Origin of the sequence: Bradyrhizobium sp. 21 (assembly GCF_023073335.1) — a bacterium.
Taxonomy (GTDB): domain Bacteria; phylum Pseudomonadota; class Alphaproteobacteria; order Rhizobiales; family Xanthobacteraceae; genus Bradyrhizobium.
Window position 1 is genome coordinate 739020 of the sequence record NZ_JADPJG010000035.1, and the last position, 20029, is coordinate 759048.

The 20029-nt window shown below is 64.6% G+C and carries 19 protein-coding genes, 1 other RNA gene and 1 pseudogene; 11 read left to right on the forward strand and 10 right to left on the reverse strand.

Features of this window, described 5'->3' with window-relative positions; all coding sequences use genetic code 11:
- The 4 genes from IVB31_RS32125 to IVB31_RS32140 form a co-directional block, all read left to right on the forward strand.
- Nucleotides 1-307: UDP binding domain-containing protein (locus tag IVB31_RS32125; RefSeq protein ID WP_276576619.1), on the forward strand; the 307-nt coding region annotated here is incomplete at its 5' end.
- 139 nt (nucleotides 308-446) lie between these two features.
- Nucleotides 447-2921 carry an ATP-dependent helicase HrpB gene (gene hrpB, locus IVB31_RS32130; RefSeq protein WP_247332046.1) on the forward strand — a complete coding sequence of 825 codons (2475 nt, stop codon included), beginning with the start codon at nucleotides 447-449 and terminating at the stop codon, nucleotides 2919-2921.
- A gap of 118 nt (nucleotides 2922-3039) precedes the next feature.
- The gene (locus IVB31_RS32135) at nucleotides 3040-3552 is read left to right on the forward strand and encodes a TIGR02281 family clan AA aspartic protease (protein WP_247332047.1); all 513 of its coding nucleotides are present in this window, start codon (nucleotides 3040-3042) and stop codon (nucleotides 3550-3552) included.
- 206 nt (nucleotides 3553-3758) lie between these two features.
- Nucleotides 3759-5258, forward strand: a complete 1500-nt coding sequence (locus tag IVB31_RS32140) for a phosphomannomutase/phosphoglucomutase (RefSeq protein ID WP_247332048.1) — start codon at nucleotides 3759-3761, stop codon at nucleotides 5256-5258.
- A 144-nt stretch (nucleotides 5259-5402) separates the two neighbouring features.
- Here the strand turns inward: IVB31_RS32140 and IVB31_RS32145 are convergent, their stop codons facing one another.
- The 9 genes and pseudogenes from IVB31_RS32145 to IVB31_RS32185 form a co-directional block, all read right to left on the reverse strand.
- Entirely contained in the window at nucleotides 5403-5912 is a 510-nt protein-coding gene (locus IVB31_RS32145; RefSeq protein WP_247332049.1) for an Lrp/AsnC family transcriptional regulator, read from the reverse strand.
- 96 nt (nucleotides 5913-6008) lie between these two features.
- Nucleotides 6009-6177: pseudogene (locus IVB31_RS32150) on the reverse strand (sugar kinase); the annotation flags it as partial.
- A 17-nt stretch (nucleotides 6178-6194) separates the two neighbouring features.
- Entirely contained in the window at nucleotides 6195-7133 is a 939-nt protein-coding gene (gene nudC / locus IVB31_RS32155) for an NAD(+) diphosphatase (RefSeq protein WP_247332050.1), read from the reverse strand.
- A gap of 11 nt (nucleotides 7134-7144) precedes the next feature.
- Nucleotides 7145-7564: an HIT family protein gene (locus IVB31_RS32160; RefSeq protein WP_247332051.1), complete on the reverse strand. Its 420-nt coding sequence runs from the start codon at nucleotides 7562-7564 to the stop codon at nucleotides 7145-7147.
- Between the two features lie 249 nt (nucleotides 7565-7813).
- Nucleotides 7814-8941: a muconate cycloisomerase family protein gene (locus IVB31_RS32165; RefSeq protein WP_247332052.1), complete on the reverse strand. Its 1128-nt coding sequence runs from the start codon at nucleotides 8939-8941 to the stop codon at nucleotides 7814-7816.
- Nucleotides 8938-9693, reverse strand: coding sequence for an SDR family oxidoreductase (locus IVB31_RS32170; protein ID WP_247332053.1), 756 nt, complete (start codon nucleotides 9691-9693; stop codon nucleotides 8938-8940). The genes IVB31_RS32165 and IVB31_RS32170 overlap by 4 nt, the downstream gene beginning before the upstream one ends.
- On the reverse strand, nucleotides 9693-10487 hold the full coding sequence (locus tag IVB31_RS32175; protein WP_247332054.1) for an amino acid ABC transporter ATP-binding protein: 795 nt from the start codon (nucleotides 10485-10487) through the stop codon (nucleotides 9693-9695). Before IVB31_RS32175 ends, IVB31_RS32170 begins: the two co-directional genes overlap by 1 nt.
- Nucleotides 10484-11146, reverse strand: coding sequence for an amino acid ABC transporter permease (locus IVB31_RS32180; protein WP_247332055.1), 663 nt, complete (start codon nucleotides 11144-11146; stop codon nucleotides 10484-10486). The genes IVB31_RS32175 and IVB31_RS32180 overlap by 4 nt, the downstream gene beginning before the upstream one ends.
- 211 nt (nucleotides 11147-11357) lie before the next feature.
- Complete coding sequence (locus tag IVB31_RS32185; RefSeq protein ID WP_247332056.1) at nucleotides 11358-12212, reverse strand: transporter substrate-binding domain-containing protein; 855 nt, start codon at nucleotides 12210-12212, stop codon at nucleotides 11358-11360.
- Between the two features lie 265 nt (nucleotides 12213-12477).
- Between IVB31_RS32185 and IVB31_RS32190 the strand changes: the two genes are divergently transcribed.
- From IVB31_RS32190 to IVB31_RS32220, 7 genes are all read left to right on the forward strand, one after another.
- Nucleotides 12478-13458, forward strand: a complete 981-nt coding sequence (locus IVB31_RS32190; protein ID WP_247332057.1) for an SIR2 family protein — start codon at nucleotides 12478-12480, stop codon at nucleotides 13456-13458.
- Nucleotides 13455-14921 carry a hypothetical protein gene (locus tag IVB31_RS32195; RefSeq protein WP_247332058.1) on the forward strand — a complete coding sequence of 489 codons (1467 nt, stop codon included), beginning with the start codon at nucleotides 13455-13457 and terminating at the stop codon, nucleotides 14919-14921. The genes IVB31_RS32190 and IVB31_RS32195 overlap by 4 nt, the downstream gene beginning before the upstream one ends.
- A gap of 93 nt (nucleotides 14922-15014) precedes the next feature.
- Nucleotides 15015-15111: signal recognition particle sRNA small type (gene ffs / locus IVB31_RS32200), an RNA gene on the forward strand.
- A 95-nt stretch (nucleotides 15112-15206) separates the two neighbouring features.
- On the forward strand, nucleotides 15207-17030 hold the full coding sequence (locus tag IVB31_RS32205) for a DNA polymerase III subunit gamma/tau (RefSeq protein ID WP_247332059.1): 1824 nt from the start codon (nucleotides 15207-15209) through the stop codon (nucleotides 17028-17030).
- 108 nt (nucleotides 17031-17138) lie between these two features.
- Nucleotides 17139-17459, forward strand: coding sequence for a YbaB/EbfC family nucleoid-associated protein (locus IVB31_RS32210; protein WP_247332060.1), 321 nt, complete (start codon nucleotides 17139-17141; stop codon nucleotides 17457-17459).
- Nucleotide 17460: 1 nt separating this feature from the next.
- Nucleotides 17461-18063: a recombination mediator RecR gene (gene recR, locus IVB31_RS32215; protein ID WP_247332061.1), complete on the forward strand. Its 603-nt coding sequence runs from the start codon at nucleotides 17461-17463 to the stop codon at nucleotides 18061-18063.
- Between the two features lie 26 nt (nucleotides 18064-18089).
- Nucleotides 18090-18527, forward strand: a complete 438-nt coding sequence (locus tag IVB31_RS32220; protein ID WP_247332062.1) for a hypothetical protein — start codon at nucleotides 18090-18092, stop codon at nucleotides 18525-18527.
- A 124-nt stretch (nucleotides 18528-18651) separates the two neighbouring features.
- On the opposite strand, the gene IVB31_RS32225 is transcribed toward IVB31_RS32220, so the two are convergent.
- Complete coding sequence (locus IVB31_RS32225) at nucleotides 18652-20016, reverse strand: MFS transporter (protein WP_247332063.1); 1365 nt, start codon at nucleotides 20014-20016, stop codon at nucleotides 18652-18654.
- Between the last annotated feature and the right edge of the window lie 13 nt (nucleotides 20017-20029).

Here is a 20029-nt window from a genome sequence, read left to right on the forward strand (position 1 = left end):
GCTGGTCACGGGCCTGCTCGACATGGGCGCGAAGGTGAAGGCATTCGATCCCGTCGGCATGGAGCAGGCCAAGAGCGAATTGCCCCATATCACCTATTGCGAGGATGCCTATTCCTGCGCGCAAGGCGCCGATGCGCTGGTCGTCGTCACCGAATGGGTGCAGTTCCGCGGTCTCGACCTCGACCGGCTGAAGGCGACCATGGCGCAGCCCGTCGTCGTCGATCTCCGCAACATCTACCGCCCCGAGGACATGGCCGCGGCGGGCTTCACCTATGAGAGCATCGGCCGCCCGCCGGTGCAGGGCTGACAGCCACATATGATTGTCATATCCCGCGAAGGCGGGGTATCCAGTACGCACAGATCTTCGGAATGGCCCGGATCTGACATGACTGGATCGTCCGTCCCAGCGCGCATTGCGCGCGAGGCGGATGATGACGGATCGAGACTTGCCCCGCAGCTTCGACACGCCCCTCCCGATCGATGCCGTGCTCGACGACCTCTCGCGCACGCTGGAGGCGCATAACGCGGCTGTGCTGGTGGCGCCTCCCGGCGCCGGCAAGACCACGCGGGTGCCGCTGGCGCTGCTCGATGCGGCCTGGGCCAAGGGCAAGAAGATCATCGTGCTGGAGCCGCGGCGCATCGCGGCGCGCGCCAGCGCCGACCGCATGGCCAAATCGCTCGGCGAGCGCGCCGGCGAGACCGTCGGCTATCGCGTCCGCTTCGGCTCGAAAATCTCGCGCGCGACGCGCATCGAGGTGGTGACCGAAGGCATTTTTACCCGCCAGATCCTCGACGATCCCGAACTCTCGAGCATTGCCGCCGTTCTGTTCGACGAATTCCACGAGCGCTCGCTCGATGCCGACATGGGCCTCGCGCTGGCGCGCGATGCTCAACTGGGCCTGCGCGAGGATCTGCGCATCCTCGTGATGTCGGCAACGCTCGATGGTGCGCGTGTTGCAAGGCTGCTTGGCGAGGCACCTGTCGTTGAAAGCGAGGGCCGCGCCTTTGCGGTCGAGACGCGCTATCTCGGCCGCAAGGCGGATGCGCCGATCGAGCGGCAGATGGCCGATGTGATCGCCTCGGCATTGCGCGCCGATGCCGGCTCCGTGCTGGCATTCCTTCCCGGTGCCGCCGAGATCCGCCGCACCCAGAACTTCCTCGGTGAGCGCGTGCAGGATGCTTCCATCGAGATCGTGCCGCTGTTCGGCGCGCTCGACGCCGCCGTGCAGGACCGTGCCATCTCACCCGCGCCCAAGGGCACGCGCAAGGTGGTGCTGGCGACCTCGATCGCGGAGACCTCGCTCACCATCGAGGGCGTCCGCATCGTCGTCGATTCCGGCCTTGCCCGCGTGCCGCGCTACGAGCCCGACATCGGCCTGACCCGGCTGGAGACCGTGCGCGTCTCGCGCGCGGCGGCGGATCAGCGCCGCGGCCGCGCCGGCCGTACCGAGCCTGGTGTCTGTTACCGGCTCTGGGACGAGCCGCAGACGGCCTCGCTTGCGCCCTACACCCAGCCGGAGATCCTCAGCGCTGACCTGTCCTCGCTGGTGCTCGATCTCGCGCAATGGGGCGTCGCTGACCCCTCAGCGCTGTCGTTCCTCGACCCGCCGCCGCAGCCGGCCTGGAAGGAGGCAAAAAGCCTGCTCGAAGAGCTCAACGCGCTCGATGGCGATGGCCGCATCACCGCGGAAGGCAAGAGCCTGCGCGCGCTGGCGCTGCCGCCGCGGCTGGCGCGCATGATCGTGGATTCGCATCGCGCCGGCGAGGGCGAAGCCGCCGCCGAGATCGCCGCCATCCTCACCGAGCGCGGGCTCGGCGGCGACAGCGCGGACCTCGAGCACAGGCGTGACCAGTTCCGCCGCGACCGCTCGCCGCGTGCCGCAAGCGCGCGCGACCTGGCGCGGCGCTGGGCTTCACAGGTAGCGGCGTCAGAGAAGGCGGCGACCGGAGAAGGTGACCTCTCGACCGGCCTGATGCTCGCCTACGCCTTCCCGGATCGCGTCGCGCGCAACCGCGGCAACGGCAGTTTCGTGCTCGCCAACGGCCGCGGCGCTGCCGTCGAGCAGACCTCGTCGCTCGCCCGCGCGCCCTATATCGCGATCGGCGAGATGACGGGCACGGCCGCGAGCGGACGCATCCTGCTCGCCGCGCAAATCACGCAGGACGAGATCGAGCAACATTTCGCCGAGCATATCGAGACCGTCGACGAGATATCGTTCGACCGCGGCGCGATGGCGCTGCGCGCACGGCGCAAGCGGGCGCTGCACGCGATCACGCTGTCCGAGGCGACACTCGGCGTGTCGCCCTCGGAAGACACCGCACGCATTTTCGCGGATGGGCTGATCGCCGCGGGCCTCGACCGACTGCCCTGGAAGGCCGCCAAACAATGGCGCGACCGGGTGATGTTCCTGCGCAAGGCCGAAGGCGATAGCTGGCCCGATCTCTCCGACGAGGGGTTGATCGCACGGCGCGACGATTGGCTGCTGCCGGCGCTCTACGACAAGATCGCGCTCAAGGACATCTCCGCCGGCGATCTCTCCGATGCGCTGATGGCGCTGTTGCCCTGGGAGATGCGCGCGCGGCTCGATCGCGAGGCGCCGACGCATTTCGAGGCGCCCACGGGAAGCGTGCTCGCGATCGACTATGAGGCCGAGCAGGGGCCGACCATCGCGGTGCGGCTCCAGGAATTGTTCGGCCTCAACACCCATCCGTCGATCGCCGCGGGCAAGGTGCCGCTGGTGCTGGAACTGCTGTCGCCGGCGCAGCGCCCGGTGCAGGTGACGCGCGATCTTCCCGGCTTCTGGCGCGGCAGCTACAGCGCGGTGCGCTCGGACCTGCGCGGCCGCTACCCGCGCCATCCCTGGCCGGAGGATCCGGCGAGCGCGCTGCCGACCCGGCGAGTCAAGCCGCGCGGCACGTGAAGCCGCATTAACCATCCGCTCATCCTTTTCGTCAAAATGACACCGGCGCAGCCGGGGCTTGGCTCGCGGACAGGCCTCCGGCGTGGTCAAATCGAGCTTTCGGCTCGGAAGTGGTGTGATGCGTAACATAATGATCTTCGCGGCGATCATGATCGGCCTCGGCACCTTCATGGCGCAGATGGCGGACAGGATGAGCTCCGCCTCGGCAACGTCGGTGCCGCGTACGACGGTCGCAGTCGCGTCCACCGCGCCGGCCGGCGGCCGCAGCGTCAGCATTCCCCGCGACGGCCGCGGTCATTTCCAGACTGAAGGCCGGATCGAAGGCCAACGCATCGGGTTCATGGTCGACACCGGCGCCTCCGTGGTGGCGCTGAACGAGACCTCGGCCGCACGCTTCGGCCTGCGTCCGTCGCGCAGCGATTACAATGCCAGTGTCTCGACCGCCAACGGCACCATCAAGGCCGCGCGCACCCGCATCGCCATGCTCGATGTCGGCGGCCTCGTCGTGCGCGACGTCGATGCCATGGTGCTGCCGGACGAGGCGCTGTCCGAAAATCTGCTCGGCCTGTCCTTCCTCTCCCGCCTCAAGCGTTTTGAGTACGCCAACGGCCAGATGGTGCTGGAGCAGTAAGCCCCTCCAAGGGCGCTTCATCGAGCAGACGAATAGACGTTCGCACGGACCTTTTTGGACGGCATAGGCGGAAGCGCCTCCCCTGGTCGCGCCCCCGTTACCAAACTGCCGCAATTATCATCCATAAGCTGCCATTCCTGCCTTCCGCTGCGGCCCGGCATTCGCTAAGGCTGCACCAATTCCTGTCTTTTCGCGAGACCGTCTCAATGTTTCCCAAGCCGAAATCCGTCTTGCTGCCCAACACCTACGCCTTCGAATCCGAGCCCATGGTGAAGGCCACGGGTTTTCGTGAATACGACGCGCGCTGGCTGTTCCAGAAGGAAATCAACCTGATGGGGATCCAGGCGCTCGGCATGGGGCTGGGCGCGCTGATCGCGGAACTTGGCGTCAGTCAGGAGATCGTCACCGGCCATGATTTTCGCGGCTATTCGGCCTCGATCAAATATGCGCTGATCTCCGGCCTGATGGCCGCAGGTTGCAAGGTGCACGACATCGGCCTTGCGGTGACGCCGATGGCCTATTTCGCGCAGTTCGACCTCGACGTGCCCTGCTGCGCCATGGTCACGGCCTCGCACAACGACAATGGCTGGACCGGCGTGAAGATGGGCGCCAACCGCCCGCTGACCTTCGGTCCCGATGAGATGACGCGGCTGAAGGAGATCGTGCTCAACGCCGATTTCAAGAACAAGGCCGGCGGATCCTACCAGTTCCACGAGAACTATCCGGCGCGTTACATTGCCGATCTCACCAGCCGTCCGAAGCTCAAGCGCAAGCTCAAGGTCGTCGCGGCCTGCGGCAACGGCACCGCGGGCGCGTTCGCGCCGCAGGTGCTCGAGGCGATCGGCTGCGAGGTGATTCCCCTCGACACCGAGCTCGACCACACCTTCCCGAAATACAATCCGAATCCCGAAGACATGGAAATGCTGCACGCGATCCGCGACGCGGTGCTGCAGCACAAGGCCGATGTGGGCTTAGGCTTCGACGGTGATGGCGATCGCTGCGGCGTCGTCGACAACACCGGCGAGGAGATTTTCGCCGACAAGGTCGGCGTGATGCTCGCACGCGACATGTCGGCGATCCACAAGGATGCGCTGTTCATCGTCGACGTGAAGTCGACCGGCCTGTTCGTCACCGATCCGGTGCTGCAGAAGCAGGGCGCCAAGACGCAGTATTGGAAGACCGGCCATTCCTACATGAAGCGCCGCACCAATGAGACCGGCGCGCTCGCGGGCTTCGAGAAGTCCGGCCATTTCTTCTTCAACAAGCCGTATGGCCGCGGCTATGACGACGGCCTGGTGTCCGCGATCGCGATCTGCGACATGCTCGACCGCGCGCCCGGCAAGTCGATGGCCGACCTGAAGGACGCACTGCCAAAGACCTGGTCGTCACCGACCATGTCGCCGCATTGCGCCGACGAGACCAAGTACGGTGTCATCGACGCTGTGGTGAAGCATTTTGAAGGCCTGCACGCCGATGGCGCCAAGATCGGCGGACAATCGATCCGCGATCTCGTCACTGTCAACGGCGTTCGCGTTACGGTGGAGGACGGAAGCTGGGGCCTGGTGCGCGCCTCCTCCAACAAGCCCGAGCTCGTCGTCGTGGTCGAGAGCCCGGTCTCCGAGCAGCGCATGCACGACATGTTCGAGATGGTGAACAGCGTGCTGCGCACCCATCCGGAAGTCGGCGATTACAATCAGAAGATCTGAGGCGCGAGGCTAGCCTCACTTGCTGTCATGCCCCGGCTTGACCGGAGCATCCAGTACGCCGTGGCTTATCCGTATCCATCGTCGTCTCTGGAATACTGGATCGCCCGGTCAAGCCGGGCGAGGACAGTTTGCGTGTGGTGAGCCCTAAGCCGCCACCATCGCCGGGATCGGCAGCGTGGTCACCGACTTGATCTTCTCCATCGCGAAGCGCGAGGTGACGTTCTTCAGCGGCACGGCGCTGATCAGCTTCTTGTAGAACACGTCATAGGCCTGCATGTCCGCGACCACGACGCGCAGCATGTAGTCGACGTCGCCGGCCATGCGATAGAATTCCATCACCTCGGGCATGGCGCTGACGGCTTCGGCGAACTTCTTCAGCCAGGCGTCGGAATGGTCTGCGCTCTCCACCGACACGAACACGGAGATGCCGAGTCCGATCTTGTTCTGGTCGACCAGGGCCACCCGCTTGATGATCACGCCGTCGGCCTCAAGGCGCTGGATGCGCTTCCAGCAGGGGGTCGAGGAGAGGCCGACGCGGTCGCCGATTTCGGCGACAGACAGGGAGGCATCGTCCTGGAGGACCATCAGAATCTTGCGGTCGATGGCATCGAGGCGGCGGCTGGTCTCGGGGATCTGGACAGCGAGGTCAGTCATTTGAAGAACTTTGTTCCATTATGGCGGCTTGTTTCCCTCATATAGAGAAAAATCTTCTATCGCAAGCCTATAATCGCGGCGTGCAACCAGAATGCTCTAAAGCGCGTCCCGTAAAAGCTGTTCAACTTCAATGCGTTGCGGGGCGGCCAGGCGGCCGCCGTGGCGGCTGCATTTCGGCACTGCGGCGGCGGCGACGAATCGCAGCGCCTCCCTCACGTCAGTGCCTTCGGCGAAGCGAAGCGTGAAGCACCTGGAAGACGTCGCCAGGCGCCATCGGCGGCCTCAGCCCTTGTCGTGCACCCAACGGCCGAGCAGATGATGGGCGATGGCGAACGGGTGCGGACCGGCGAGCCCGTCGGGATGCGTCCGCGTCAGCATCAGGGCGGCCTCCTCGCGCGTAAACCAGCGCGCATCCTCGAGCTCGGAATGATCGACGACGATGTCCTCGCTTACGGCCCGAGCGCTGCAGCCGATCATCAGCGACGACGGATAGGGCCAGGGCTGCGTCATGTAATACTGCACGTCGGTGCAGCGGATCCCGGACTCTTCGAGGATTTCGCGGCGTACCGCGTCCTCGATGGTTTCGGCGGCTTCCACGAAGCCGGCGAGGCACGAATACATGCCGGGCGGAAACTGCTTCTGACGCCCGAGCAGGCATTTGTCGCCGGAGGCGACGTGCATGATCACGACAGGGTCAGTGCGCGGAAAGTGTTCGGCCTTGCAACTCGGACACTCGCGCTTCCAGCCGCCTTCCTTCATCCCGGTACGCGTGCCGCAATTGGCGCAATAGCCGTGGCGCTGATGCCAGCCCACCATCGACTTCGCCATTGCGATCGCCGACAGCTCCTGCGGCGGAACTGCGCCCTGCATCGCCATGCCGCGCAGCTCGGTGACGGTGTAATCGTCGCGGCCGACCAGCTTCTCGGCCGCGGCCTGCGACAGGCCCATGCCGAACATCGCGGCGCCGTCGCGCAGGCCCAGAAAGATCGTGCCGGGATTGGCGCCGCACTTCAGCGCCTCGTCGATTCCCAGCATCGCACGCGCTTTTTCACCTTCGCGCTTCACCAGCAGCGAGTCGCGATAGACGACATAGGCGCGCGATGACGGCTTCTGCTCCATGGCGAACAGCTTTTCGTCGTCGCGGCGCAGATGCGCGGCGCGGTCGAGGACATTGGTGACGAAGGCCGGTTGCCCCAGCGGAAACGAGTCGAATGCTGACATTTCTTGTTCTTTCAACCCAACCAGATTTTTCGGCGAAGCGCGCTGATGAAATTCTGCACCTCTGTGGCGTCGTGCGCCAAGGGCTTCATCACGCCCCAGACCGGCCGCGGCCAGGCGGCGTCACCGGTGCGGCGCGCGATGATGTGGACGTGAAGCTGCGGAACGAGGTTGCCGAGCGCCGCGATGTTGAGCTTGTCGCAATTGGTGATCTCCTTCAGCGCGCGCGAGACGCGGGAGATCTCCGTCATCAATTGCGCCTGCTGCACCTCGTCGAGATCGATGATCTCGACGGCGTCGGCGCGACGCGGCACCAGCAGCAGCCAGGGATAATGCGCGTCCTTGATGACCAGGACCTTCGACAACGGCAAATCGCCGATATCGATGGTGTCCTCTTTCAGGCGGGAGTGCAGTGACCAGGCGGGTTCGGACATATGCGTTTCCAGATTGCCCGGCGATCGGGCTCGTTTGGTCGGACCATACGATAGCGATTCCGATAGGGGAAGGATCGGGGCTGCAGAGGCCTCATGCTCTGTTGTCGTCCCGGCGAAGGCCGGGACCCATAACCACAAGAAGAAGTTTGGCGAAAGTTCGTAGTGAAGAGTCTTCCCGCGATACGATCACCTGCGTCTATAGATAAATCACGCGGTCTGGGTCCCGGCCTTCGCCGGGACGACAGCAACTCAAGCCTCCGCAATCACCCGCGCATTGGCGCGGACCGAGGCTTCGCTGACGCGGATGCCGAGGCCGGGGCCGTCGGGCACCACGACATGGCCGCCGCGATTGGCGACGCGCTCCTCGAGCACGTCCTCGGTCAGCACATGATGCGGCATGTAGAATTCGCAGCCGAGCGAGATGCCTGGCGTCGCCGCGATCAGTTGCGTGCCGGCGGCGAGCCCAATGCCGCCCTCCCACAGCGTGCCGCCATAGCCGGGCAGGCCGGCGATGTCGGCGATCGCCATGATCGCCTGCGCTTCGAACAGGCCGCCGGCCTTCATCAGCTTGATCGAGACGGCGTCGGCCGCCTCGCGGCGCACCACCTCCATCATGTCGCGGCGGTCGAAGCAGCTTTCATCGGCGAGCACGGGCGTTTCCAGCGCCGCGGTGAGCTGCGCCATCACGTCGAGATATTTGCGCGGCACCGGCTGCTCGATGAAGGTTGGCGCGAACTGCTCGACGTCGCGCAGGATCTTGATGGCGCCGAACGGCGCCAGCGCCTGGTTGTAGTCGACGCGCAAATCGACCTTGTCGCCGAATTCTTTCCGGATCGCCTCGAGATGATCGAGATCCTCGCGATGCGGCTTCACGCCGGTCTTGACCTTGTAAATGAAATTGCCGTCGGGAACCATTTTTCGCATGCGCTCGAGATCGGCAGCGAAATCCGGGTCGGCGATGGAGAACGACAGCGGGATGGTGTCGCGCACACGGCCGCCGAGAAGGTCAGCGACCGACAGCCCCGACGATTTGCCGACGATGTCGAGCAGCGCCATCTCGATCGCGACCTTGGCCTCGGCATGGCCGACCAGCGCACGGTCTAGCTCGGCCATCAGCGCGCGAATGCGGCGCACGGGTTTGCCCAGCACGATTCCGCGCAAATAGATGTCGAGCGCGGCAAACGCCGCTTCCGGCGTTCCCGTAAAGACTTCCCACGGCGCCGCCTCGCCCCAGCCCACCACGCCGTCGCTTGCGGTGAGCTCGATCAGCACACGCTTGACCGTGCCCTTGACGTTGCCGACGCCCTGGAGGCGCGCCATCTTGATCGGGCTTTCGATCAGGAACAGCCTGAGACGTTCGACGGTCGTTTCGGTCATGTCAGGCCTCCATTGACGTGCCAGACCTGGCCGGTGACGTACGACGCCTTCGGCGAGGCCAGGAAGGCGATGATCTCGGCCACTTCCTCCGGCCGCCCGCGACGGCGCATCGGGATCAGCGCCTCGGTCGCGGCGATCTGCTCGGGCGACAGCCGGCTCTCGCTCGGCTTGTCCTTGAGGATGAGGCCCGGCGCCACCGCGTTGACGGTGATGCCGTTCTTGGCGAGTTCGACCGCAGTGAGGCGCACCAGGGCTTCGAGCGCGGCGCGGCTTGCAGCGGTCGCGGCGAACGGCGCAAATTCAGGCCGGATCGCGTGCGCCACGAACGACGACACGGCCACGATCCGCGCATCGTGGCCGGCGCGCAACAGCGGCAGCGCGGCGTCGACCAGCCGTGTGAAAGCCAGCGCCGATTCGTCCATCGCCTGCCGGAACTGATCCGCCGGCGTGCCGATGGCGCTGCCGCGGCGGGCATGGCCGCCGACCAGGATCAATCCGTCGAGCCGGCCGAAGGCGCCTTGCGCGGCGGCAATGGCATCGGTGGCCGCAGCCTGTTCGCCAAGATCGCCGAGGCACTTTGCGACCACGGCGCCTTTCGCTTCGGCCTCCGCCGCGGTGGCGTCGAGACCGTCTGCGTTGGAGCGCGTGTGCAGCAGGAGCGCGGTGCCGGGGGCCGCGAGCAGCTTTGCGGTGGCGCGGCCGATGCCGCTGGCGGCGCCGGTGACGAGATATGTACGATCGATATTGGGCATCACGATGCTGCGTTGGCCGGCGCAAGCGCGCCGGTGCGGTGGAAATGGCTGAGGAAGGCGCGCGTCGCGGCTTCCTTGGGATTATCGATCACCTGCCGCGCCGGGCCTTCCTCGACCACGATTCCGTCGCGCATGAAGATGAGGCGGTCGGCGACTTCGCGGGCAAAGGCGATCTCGTGGGTCACGATCACCATGGTCATGCCTTCGGAGGCGAGCTGCTGGATCACGTTCAGCACCTCGCCGACGAGCTCGGGATCGAGCGCCGAGGTCGCCTCGTCGAACAGCATCACGTCCGGCTCCATGGCGAGCGCGCGCGCGATCGCGACGCGCTGCTTCTGGCCGCCAGAGAGCGTCGCCGGATATTGGTCGGCTTTCTCTGCAAGGCCGACCTTCGCGAGCTGTGCGCGCGCGAGCTTCTCGGCATCCGCCCTGGCCATGCGCCGCACCGTGACCGGCCCCTCCATCACGTTCTGGAGCGCCGTCATGTGCGGGAACAGATTGAAGTGCTGGAACACCATGCCGGTGGTGGCGCGAAATCTTGCCAGCGTCTTGACGTCGGGGAGCCTCGCACCCTCGCCGAACGAGAAGCGCGTTTCGCCGACGCGGACGCTGCCGCCGTCGGGCGCGACCAGGAGATTGACGCAACGGAGCAGCGTCGATTTCCCCGAGCCGGACGGGCCGATCAGCGCCACCACGCCGCCCTTGGCCACGTCGAGATTGATGTTCTTCAAGACCTCGTTGGTGCCAAAGCTCTTGCGCAAGGCCCGGATCTCGATTTTTGACGTGTCGCTCATTCGCCGACCGCCAGTCGCTTCTCGCCGCGCCGGACCAGGATGGTCAGGGGAATCAGGATGGCCGCATAGGCGACCGCGACCGCGGTGTAAGTTTCCAGCGGTCGGTAGCTGTCATGGGCGGCGACCTGGCTCTGATACACGAGGTCGGGCACCGCCAGCACCGAGACCAGCGAGGTGTTCTTGAACTGGATGATCGACTGGTTCATCAGCGCCGGGATCATCCGCTTGATCGCCTGCGGCAGCACGATGCGCCGCATGGCCTGGCCCGGTGTCATGCCGAGCGCGGCGCCGGCTTCCGACTGGCCGCGGTCGATGGAGATGATGCCGCCGCGGATGATCTCCGAATAGAACGAGCCGCCATAGAGCGAGAGCGCCAGCGCTGAGGCCGTGATCGGGGTCATCTCGACACCGGCCAGGATCGGCAGCGCGTAATAGAACCAGATCAATTGCACCAGGATCGGCGTGCAGCGGAACGCCTCGATGAAGGTCAGCGCGATCAGGCGCACTGCCTTGAAGCGGGACAGGGTGCCGAACGCGCCGAGCAGGCCGAAGACGAGCCCGAGCACGACGATGACCACGGTGAAGCCGACGGTGACGCCGAGTCCGTTGAGAAAGAGCCAGCGATAGCTCCAGAGGATGCCGAAGTCCCACTGATACATATTTTGTCGGACCTCAGTCGCGAAGAAGTCTGGTTTGGCAGAGCGGCAGTCTCACTGCACCTCTCCCGCTTGCGGGAGAGGTCGGCGCGAAGCGTCGGGTGAGGGCTCTCTCCTCTTGGGGAGTCTCGCTTGCCGAGACAACCTCTCCCGCAAGCGGGAGAGGGGGCGCAGCATCGTTTGTGGATCGAGCCTGATCCAAACTCATCACGCCTTACAGCGACACGCCCGGCGGAATGTCCGCTTCGGTCACGCCCACCAGCTCCATGTTGGTGATGATCGCGTTGCGGATGAAGCCGAGGCCCTTGTTGAAGTCGATCCAGGTGTTGACGTAGTCGCGCCAGGTCTTGTCGGTCTCGCGGCGGAAGCCGGCGTTCGACGTCGTCGCGAAGATCGGCGTCGGCAGCACGAACTGGCCGAGCGAGGGATTCTTCTTCAGCACCGTCAGCGACAGCATGGTGATCAGGCATTGCGCGTCGACGCGGCCGGTCTGCAGCGCGGCGGTGGCGTCGTCCGCGGTCTTCAGCCGCGTGATCTGCGCCTTCGGGATCAGCCGGCTGACGACCTGGTCGTGCGAGGAGCCCTGGTCGACCGCGATCTTGACCTCGGGCGAGTTCAGTTCGGCCCAGCTCTTCGGCTTGAAGTCCTTCTTGCAGAGGATGCCGAAGGCATTGTTGAAGACCGGCACCGAGAAGTCGATCACCAGCGCGCGCTTCGGGGTCGGGTTGAGGCCGAAGAAGACGTCGATCTTGTTGGACTGTAGATCGAGCACCGAATTGCCCCAAGTGGTCTCGGTGATCTCGAGCTCGGCCTCCATGTCGTCGGCGAGTGCCTTGGCGATATCGACGTAAAAGCCCTTCCACTGGCCGCTGGCGAGATCCTTCATGTAATAGGGCGCGCCGCCGCCGACCGCGCCGATCCGCATCTTCTTGGTCCGGCGGATGCGGGCGAAGGTCGATTCATTCGGATCGGCCGCCTGGGCCGCGGCCGGGGACGCCAGCGCGCCCGCGGTCACCGCGCCAATGGCGCCAAGTCCGACAATCGATGCAACATCACGGCGTGTAACCATTGGGATCAATCGCTTTTCTGGTTGGATGAGGGGGCGTTCGGGAGCGCAAAAGCTTGTCTTTTGGGCGACATGGTCAGCCCCAGACCGCTTTCTGTCAGACTTCCGCGCACCCCTTTTGGGTCCCGGCACTGTTTCATAGCAAGACGTTCCAAGAGGCGGAAGCGCTGTTTCCGCCGTTGGCTACCCCCCGGTACCGCCGCTTTCTTCCTTGACGGTGACGGAAAGGTCGACTTGAATGAGATCTCATCAACCTGAGATTGATGACATGGGTGAAGGAGCGACGAACGGGTCCCTTCCCGTACCCTATCGCGCCATCGGTCTGCTGATCGAGCAGCGAGCGCTCACCCTGTTCCTTGGCGCCGCCGCCTCCCTCGTTGGAGCGGGACAGGGAGCTCTTCCGAGCGGCAGCCAGCTCAGTGCCGCACTCGCCAATCTGGCAAGCTATCCTCTCAGTCAGGCCGGCGATTCCTTGACGAAGGTTGCGCAGTATCTGGTCGAGTATGCCGGAGACCGCGATCTCATCCTGAGCTATATCAAGGCTCAGTTTCACGACAAGGTTCCTCAAACCTATCGTTGTGCGATCACGGACTTCCTCGGCGAGGTCCCCGCGCAATACATGCCGAAGCTCATCGTCTCGACCAACTACGACACGCTCGTCGAGCGACTGCTCGAGAGCAGGTCGATTCCCTATGTCTGTATCTCTCACGTGTTAGGTCGGTCGAAATATGCGGGCCGTCTCATCGTCTATGAAAAGCTGGACGGGTTCTCCAGAAAATCGATCCTGACACGCGCGGAAGCCGACGAACTCCTCCTCCAGAGGCTCGAAGGGAGCAGCCCTCGGGTCATTCTCTACAAGATGCACGGCAGCGCGATCTCATACGCTCCGAAGGACAAACGGGACGAAGCCCTCGCCGGAGGGTTGAATTCGATCGTGATCACCGAGCAGGACTACATCGACTACCTGGACAAGAACACGATGCAGCGCCTGCCGATCGAGCTGCAGCGCATGTTGCACAATTCGCAGTTTCTCTTTCTCGGCTATTCCCTGTCGGACTGGAATTTCCGCCTGTTGTTGCATCGGCTTCGCGAAAGCCAGGCCGGCGCGGAGACCAAGCATTATGCGTGCCTGCTGCAGAACGACCCCGTCGAGTCGATTTTCTGGCAGAAGCGCGGCGTCAACATCCACTACGTTTCGCTCGATCTATTCTTGTCGAACCTCAGGCAGCATCTCGAATTCGCACCATGAATCCATTCGTCGGTTTGCGCCCGTATCGCGAGGATGAACGCCACCTGTTCATGGGCAGGGAGCTTGCGGCCGCCTATGTCGAGACGAAATCCGCCATCAACCCGCTGACATTGCTGTTCGCCCGCAGCGGAATCGGCAAATCCTCCTTCCTGACATCGAGGCTGATACCGGAACTGAGAGAGCAGCATCCGATCGTCTATCTCAATGAATGGGGAGCGGCCCGGCCCGAGACGATGGTACGGGGGGCCTTGGAACGGCTGACAGTGTCGGCGAACGGAGGAGCCGGCGGTTATTTGTTGCTGGACCAGTTCGAGGACGTGTTCAAGCTGGACACCGATCGAAACGCGCTCTGGGACTGTCTCGCCGAAGCCGTGAACACCGAGGACGATGGGACACGCATCATTGTCACGATGCGGGAGGAATGGCTGGGCGCGTGGGAAGAGGTCGAACAGTACATCCCCGAAGCATATGGGTCGATGATCAGGCTTGCGCCGCTCTCGGAAAGAGAACTTCGTCGCGCCGTCATCAAGCCGATCGAGCTTGAAGGACGCGTCCGCGTCGACAAGCCCTTTGTCGACAGCCTGCTTCGGGATCTGCGTCAGCAGAATGCGTTCGGTCTCGGAGCCCGCTTCGTTGAGCCTGGGCTGCTCCAGCTCGTTTGCCATCGCTTGTGGGAGGAAGCGGATCGAACGGATCAGGTGCTGGACCAGACGCTCTATGCCCGCCTTGGCGGGGCCGATGCGATCATTCGCGACTTCGTATGGCGACACCTCGAAACGGACTCATCGTCCGGGCAGTCCTTTGCGGCCGACCAGCGCGTCCTGTGGGCGGGTCTGGCGAGGCATTTGTCAGTCGCCCAGGGGGTGAAGGCATCGGTCACCGCCGAGATGCTGGCTCAAAAGCTGCTGTTGAAGGATCTCGGCATTGCCGGCCCGGCCGTTGCCGCGGGGAAGGGGTGGTCGGTTCAGCGCTATCTGCTAAAGCCGGTCGAACAGCGATCCGAACCCAACGAGACGCTGATCACGTGGATTGCCGGCACGCTCGACAAGGCTCATTCCTACGGCTTCCTCAAGAAACAAGAGGGCTTCAACGTCGGCAGCGAGCGCGCTCGCCTCTACGAATTGTCTCATGACGGGCTGGATGCCGTTTTCAAGACGTTTGCACTCGAGTTCGAAAAGTGGCTGTACCGCAGGGTCATCGCGTTCTGGGCCGTTGTCTTTGTCGTTCTCCTTCTCTTGCCAATCTATATCTATTTCGCTGTCACGGAGGGCTTGCTGCGAGCCCTATTCACTCTGGGCATCGTGCTGGTGTTAACGGCGGTCTATCTTGGCTTGATATGGCTCATGACCAAATTATTCGAGTTTATCGCATACCTTCTCTACTATCCGATCGTCAGGCTCCTCGCCCGTGGCTCGATCTCGAACCGTCAAAAGCCGGTCGAGCTTCCTCCGCCGGTTCCGTGAGCCTGCGGAGCCTCGTTGGGGAGACGAATCCGGCGGCGGTTTTCGACCGGTCCCCGCTTGCTTTCCGGCCCTTTTGGCCCCAAATAGGGACCGGGAGATTGGCGGTGGACGAGCCACTCGCCAACCGGGTCAGGTCCGGAAGGAAGCAGCCCTAACGAGGTCCGGATCGGGTCGCTCGTCAGTCTCCTACCTGTTTTTCCGAGCGAATTGCGCCGGCGGGCTTCCCGCCAGCGCGCTCCTTTCCGCAAAACGCCGGCCGAGAGAGATTTCATTGCGGATCGACCGATGACCGACGCTGGCGCCCCTCCCAACCCTGACAGCGCCGGCCAGGCCAGCAACGCGCCTTACCGGGTGCTCGCGCGCAAATACCGGCCCTCCTCATTCGACCATCTGATCGGCCAGGAGGCCGTGGTCCGCACCGTCTCCAACGCGTTCGAGACCGGGCGGATTCCGCAGGCCTGGATCCTCACCGGCGTCCGCGGGGTCGGCAAGACCACCACCGCGCGCATTCTCGCCCGTGCGCTCAACTACGAGATGCCGGATGGTTCGGTGAAGGGCCCGACCGTCCACATGCCGACGCTCGGCGTGCATTGCCAGGCCATCATGGAAAGCCGGCACATGGACGTGCTGGAGATGGACGCGGCCTCGCATACCGGCGTCGACGACGTTCGTCAGATCAATGACAGCGTTCGCTACGCGCCAGCCAGCGCCCGCTACAAGGTCTACATCATCGACGAAGTCCACATGCTGTCGACGGCGGCGTTCAATGCCTTCCTGAAGACGCTGGAGGAACCGCCGGAGCACGCCAAATTCGTGTTCGCCACGACAGAGATTCGCAAGGTTCCCGTCACGGTGCTGTCGCGCTGCCAGCGTTTCGACCTGCGCCGCGTCGAGGCCGACGTGCTGATGAAGCATCTCGCCAACATCGCGGCCAAGGAAAACGTCGAGATCGAGCCGGAGGCGCTCGGCATTATCGCGCGTGCCGCCGAAGGCTCGGTGCGCGACTCGCTGTCGCTGCTCGACCAGGCCATCGCGCATGCGGCGGGCACCGTGAAGGCCGACGCCGTCAGGCAGATGCTGGGGCTCGCCGACCGCACGCGTGTGATCGACCTCTTCGATTCGCTGGCGCGCGGCGACATTGCGAGCGCCTTCAGGGAGTTCCGCGACCAGTACGACGTCGGCGCCGATCCGATCGTGGTGCTGTCCGACCTCGCGGAATTCGTCAATTTCGTCACCCGCGTCAAGATCGTTCCGGCGACCGCCGACAACGTCGCCTATGGCGAGACCGAGCGCGTGCGCGCGCGGGATTTCGCCTCGAAAATCTCGATGCGCGTGCTGTCGCGGATGTGGCAGATGCTGCTCAAGGGCATCACCGAGGTGCAGGCCGCGACGCGGCCCGCGGCAGCCGCCGAGATGGTGCTGGTGCGCATCGCTTATGTCGCTGATTTGCCGACGCCGGATGAGGCGCTCAAAATGCTGGAGCAGAACGGCGGCGGTTCGCCGGTCGCGAGCGGCGGTAGTGCCGCGCGCAGCGCACCGGCCGCGCCGGTGGCTTCCGCAGCGCCAGTTCGTATGCCGAGTTCGTCGCCGTCATCGTTCGGCGGCGGTGCCCGGCCGCAGATGGCCGCACCTGTGCCTGCAGCTAGCCCGCAAGCCGCCGCACCCGTGCTGCGGGTCACGAGCTTCACCCAGCTCGTCGCGCTCGCCGGCCAGAAGCGCGACGTCCTGACCAAGGGCGCGCTCGAAGGCGACATGCGCCTCGTCCGTTTCGAGGAGGGCCGGCTGGAGATTGCGCTCGAGCCGAACGCCTCCAAGACCATGATCACCGAGCTGGCGCGCAAGTTCGAGCAGTGGACTGGCCGCCGCTGGACCGTGATCGTTTCCAACGAGCAGGGCCAGCCGACGCTGCGTTCGGTCAACCATGCGGCCAAGCAGGAGCATGCGCGCACCGCCGAGGCCGATCCGCGGGTGCAGGAGGTGCTGTCGCGCTTCCCGGGTGCGAAGGTCGTCGAGGTCCGCAAGCTTGCGCCCGAGACACCGGAAACCAATATGAATGCGGACTATGGCAGTGACGATCCGCCCGATGGTTCCGACGGCGACGATCTCTAGAGCACGATCCGGAAAAGTGTGAAGCGGTTTTCCGATAAGATCATGCGCAACAGGATGCTAAAGCGCGTCTAATCGCGCTTTAGCCCTTTCTTTCCAAGGACAGCACCGATGGTCGATATTTTCGGCATGATGAAGCAGGCGCAGCAGCTGCAATCCAAGATGCAGGAGATGCAGGACCAGCTCGCCAACGTGGAGGTCGAAGGCATCTCCGGCGGCGGTCTCGTCGCCGTGCGCATGACGGCGAAGATGGACGTGAAGGGCATCAAGATCGATCCCTCGCTGATGAAGCCAGAGGAGCGCGAGGTGCTGGAAGATCTGCTCGTCACCGCGCTTGGTGACGCCCGCCGCAAGGCGGAAGCCGCCATGCAGGAGAAGATGCAGGCGCTCACGGGCGGGCTCAGCCTGCCGCCGGGGATGTTCGGCCAGTAACATGGGCGCGGTTGCAGGTCCTGAAATCGAGCGGCTGGTCCAGCTTCTCGCACGGCTGCCGGGCCTGGGTCCGCGCTCCGCGCGGCGCGCGGCGTTGCATCTGATCAAGAAGCGCGAAGCGCTGATGATGCCGCTGTCCTCGGCCATGCAGGTCGCGCTCGATAAGGTCGAGGTCTGCAAGACCTGCGGCAACATCGACACGCAAAATCCCTGCACGGTCTGCATCGATCCGAAGCGCGACGGCGCCATCATCGTCGTCGTCGCCGACGTCGCCGATCTCTGGGCGCTGGAGCGGGCCAATGCGACGCAGGGGCGCTATCATGTGCTGGGCGCGACATTGTCGCCGCTCGACGGCGTCGGCCCGCAGGACCTCACCATCGAGGCGCTGGTGGCGCGCGCGCATGACGCGCAGGTGCATGAGGTCATCCTGGCGCTGAATGCCACCGTCGACGGCCAGACCACGGCACACTACATCACCGACCTGCTTCAGGACGCCAACGTAAAAGTAACCCGGCTCGCCCATGGTGTGCCGGTCGGCGGCGAGCTTGATTATCTCGATGAAGGTACGCTATCGGCCGCGATGCGGCAGCGCACCTTGTTCTAGCCATCCAGACTTACGGAACGGACGACATGACGAAACTTTTCGCCACACGATGGGCTTTGGTCGCGACGATGATGATGCTGGTGACACCGGCCATCTCCGCGCAGCAGGGCGATGAGGCGCCGCCGCCGTCAAAACCCGGCAAGCCGATCAACACCGGCGACGTGCTCTCGGGCGCACTGAACGCGATGAAAGTGCGCGACGTCAAGAATGTCGGCAAACGGGTTGCGACCTACCAGATCACCTCCGAGCCGCGCCGTCTGCCGGCGCCGAGCGGCCTGTGCAATCTCGAGACCGGACCCGAGACCTTCCAGCTCGTTCCCAGCGGCGACGCGCAGGCCGCGCAGCTGAAGACGTTCGCCGGCAAGGAGATCTCGGTCAAGGTCGACGAGGTCGCCTGCGCCAGCGATCCCGGCCAGATGAGCGAAGCCGTGATCACGAAGTGGAGTTTGATCAAGAAGCAGTAGGGGGCGGATCCTCTCTCCGTCGTCATTGCGAGGAGCTCTTGCGACGAAGCAATCCAGACTGTTTCCGCGGAGATAGTCTGGATTGCTTCGCTTCGCTCGCAATGACGAAGGGGAGACCTGAGCGTTACACCAGCACCGGCCCCAGTGCCTCGAAATGTCCGCGCTTCTGCAGCCAGACCAGCAGGATCAGGCTCGGGATCGCCACCAGCATGCAGACCGCGAAGAACAGCGGCCAGCCGGTGATGTCCGCCACGAAGCCGGCACCTGATGACAGATAGGTCCGCCCCACCGCCGCAAGCGCGGTGAGCAACGCATATTGCGTCGCTGTGTGCAGCGGGTTCTGGCACAGCGCCGAGAGATAGGCGACGAAGATCACCGTGCCGATGGCACTGGTGAAGTTTTCACAAATGATGGCGAAGGCGAGCGCCCATTGGCTGGTGCCGACGAAGGCCAGCCAGGAGAAGGAGAGGTTGGCGACCGCCTGCAATACGCCGCCGATCCAGAGGCTGGTCGCAAGCGAATAGCGCCGCGCGACAAAACCGCCGGCGAAGCCGCCGATCAGCGTCGCAGCAAGGCCGACGCCCTTCACGATCGCCGCATAGTCGGTGCGGGAGAAACCGAGGTCGATCACGAACGGCGCGGTCATCGTGCCGGAGAAGGCGTCGGTGAACTTGAACAGCACGACGAAGGCGAGCGCGGCGAGCGCGTCTTTCCGCATCAGGAATTCCGAGAAGGCGCCGATCGCCGCGCGCAGCACGCGTGCGAACGCGGTCTCCGTTTGCGTCGCAGCTTCCGCCCGCACCGACTGCTCGGGCTCGGTCGCGACCAGCGCGGTGATCGTTCCGATCAGCACCATTCCCGCCATCACGACATAGCCCCACATCCAGGCGGATGTGCGGGTGATGCCGGTGCTCTCGAAGCCCGAGACGATGAACAGCGCGCCGGCGGTCGAGACCAGCATGCCGATGCGGTAGGCCGCGACATAGGACGCCATGCCGGCTGCCTGCTCGCTCTCCGGCAGGCTCTCGACGCGGAAGGCATCGACCACGATGTCCTGCGTCGAGGACGTCGTCGCCACCAGCAGCGCGCCGAGCGCGACATAGAACGGCGAGCGGGCGGGGTCGGTCAGTGCCAGCAGCAGGATCGCGATGATCAGCAGCAATTGCGAGAACAGCAGCCAACCGCGCCGTCGCCCGAACGCGCGCGTGAACAGCGGGACGTGCATCGCATCCACCAGAGGCGCCCACAGGAATTTCAGCGTGTAGGGTGTGCCGACCAGCGCAAACAGCCCGATGGTCTTGAGATCGACGCCGGATTCCCGCATCCACACCAGCAGCGTCGAGCCCGACAGCGCCAGCGGCAGCCCCGAGGAGAAGCCGAGGAACAGCACGATCAGCACCCGCGGCTGCAGGTAGACGGCAAGGCCGTCGCGCCAGGAGGTGGTGGGAGCGGAGGTCGCAGCAGGGGAGGTCGCGTCGGGTGCGGTCATGCGGTGGTGTTAG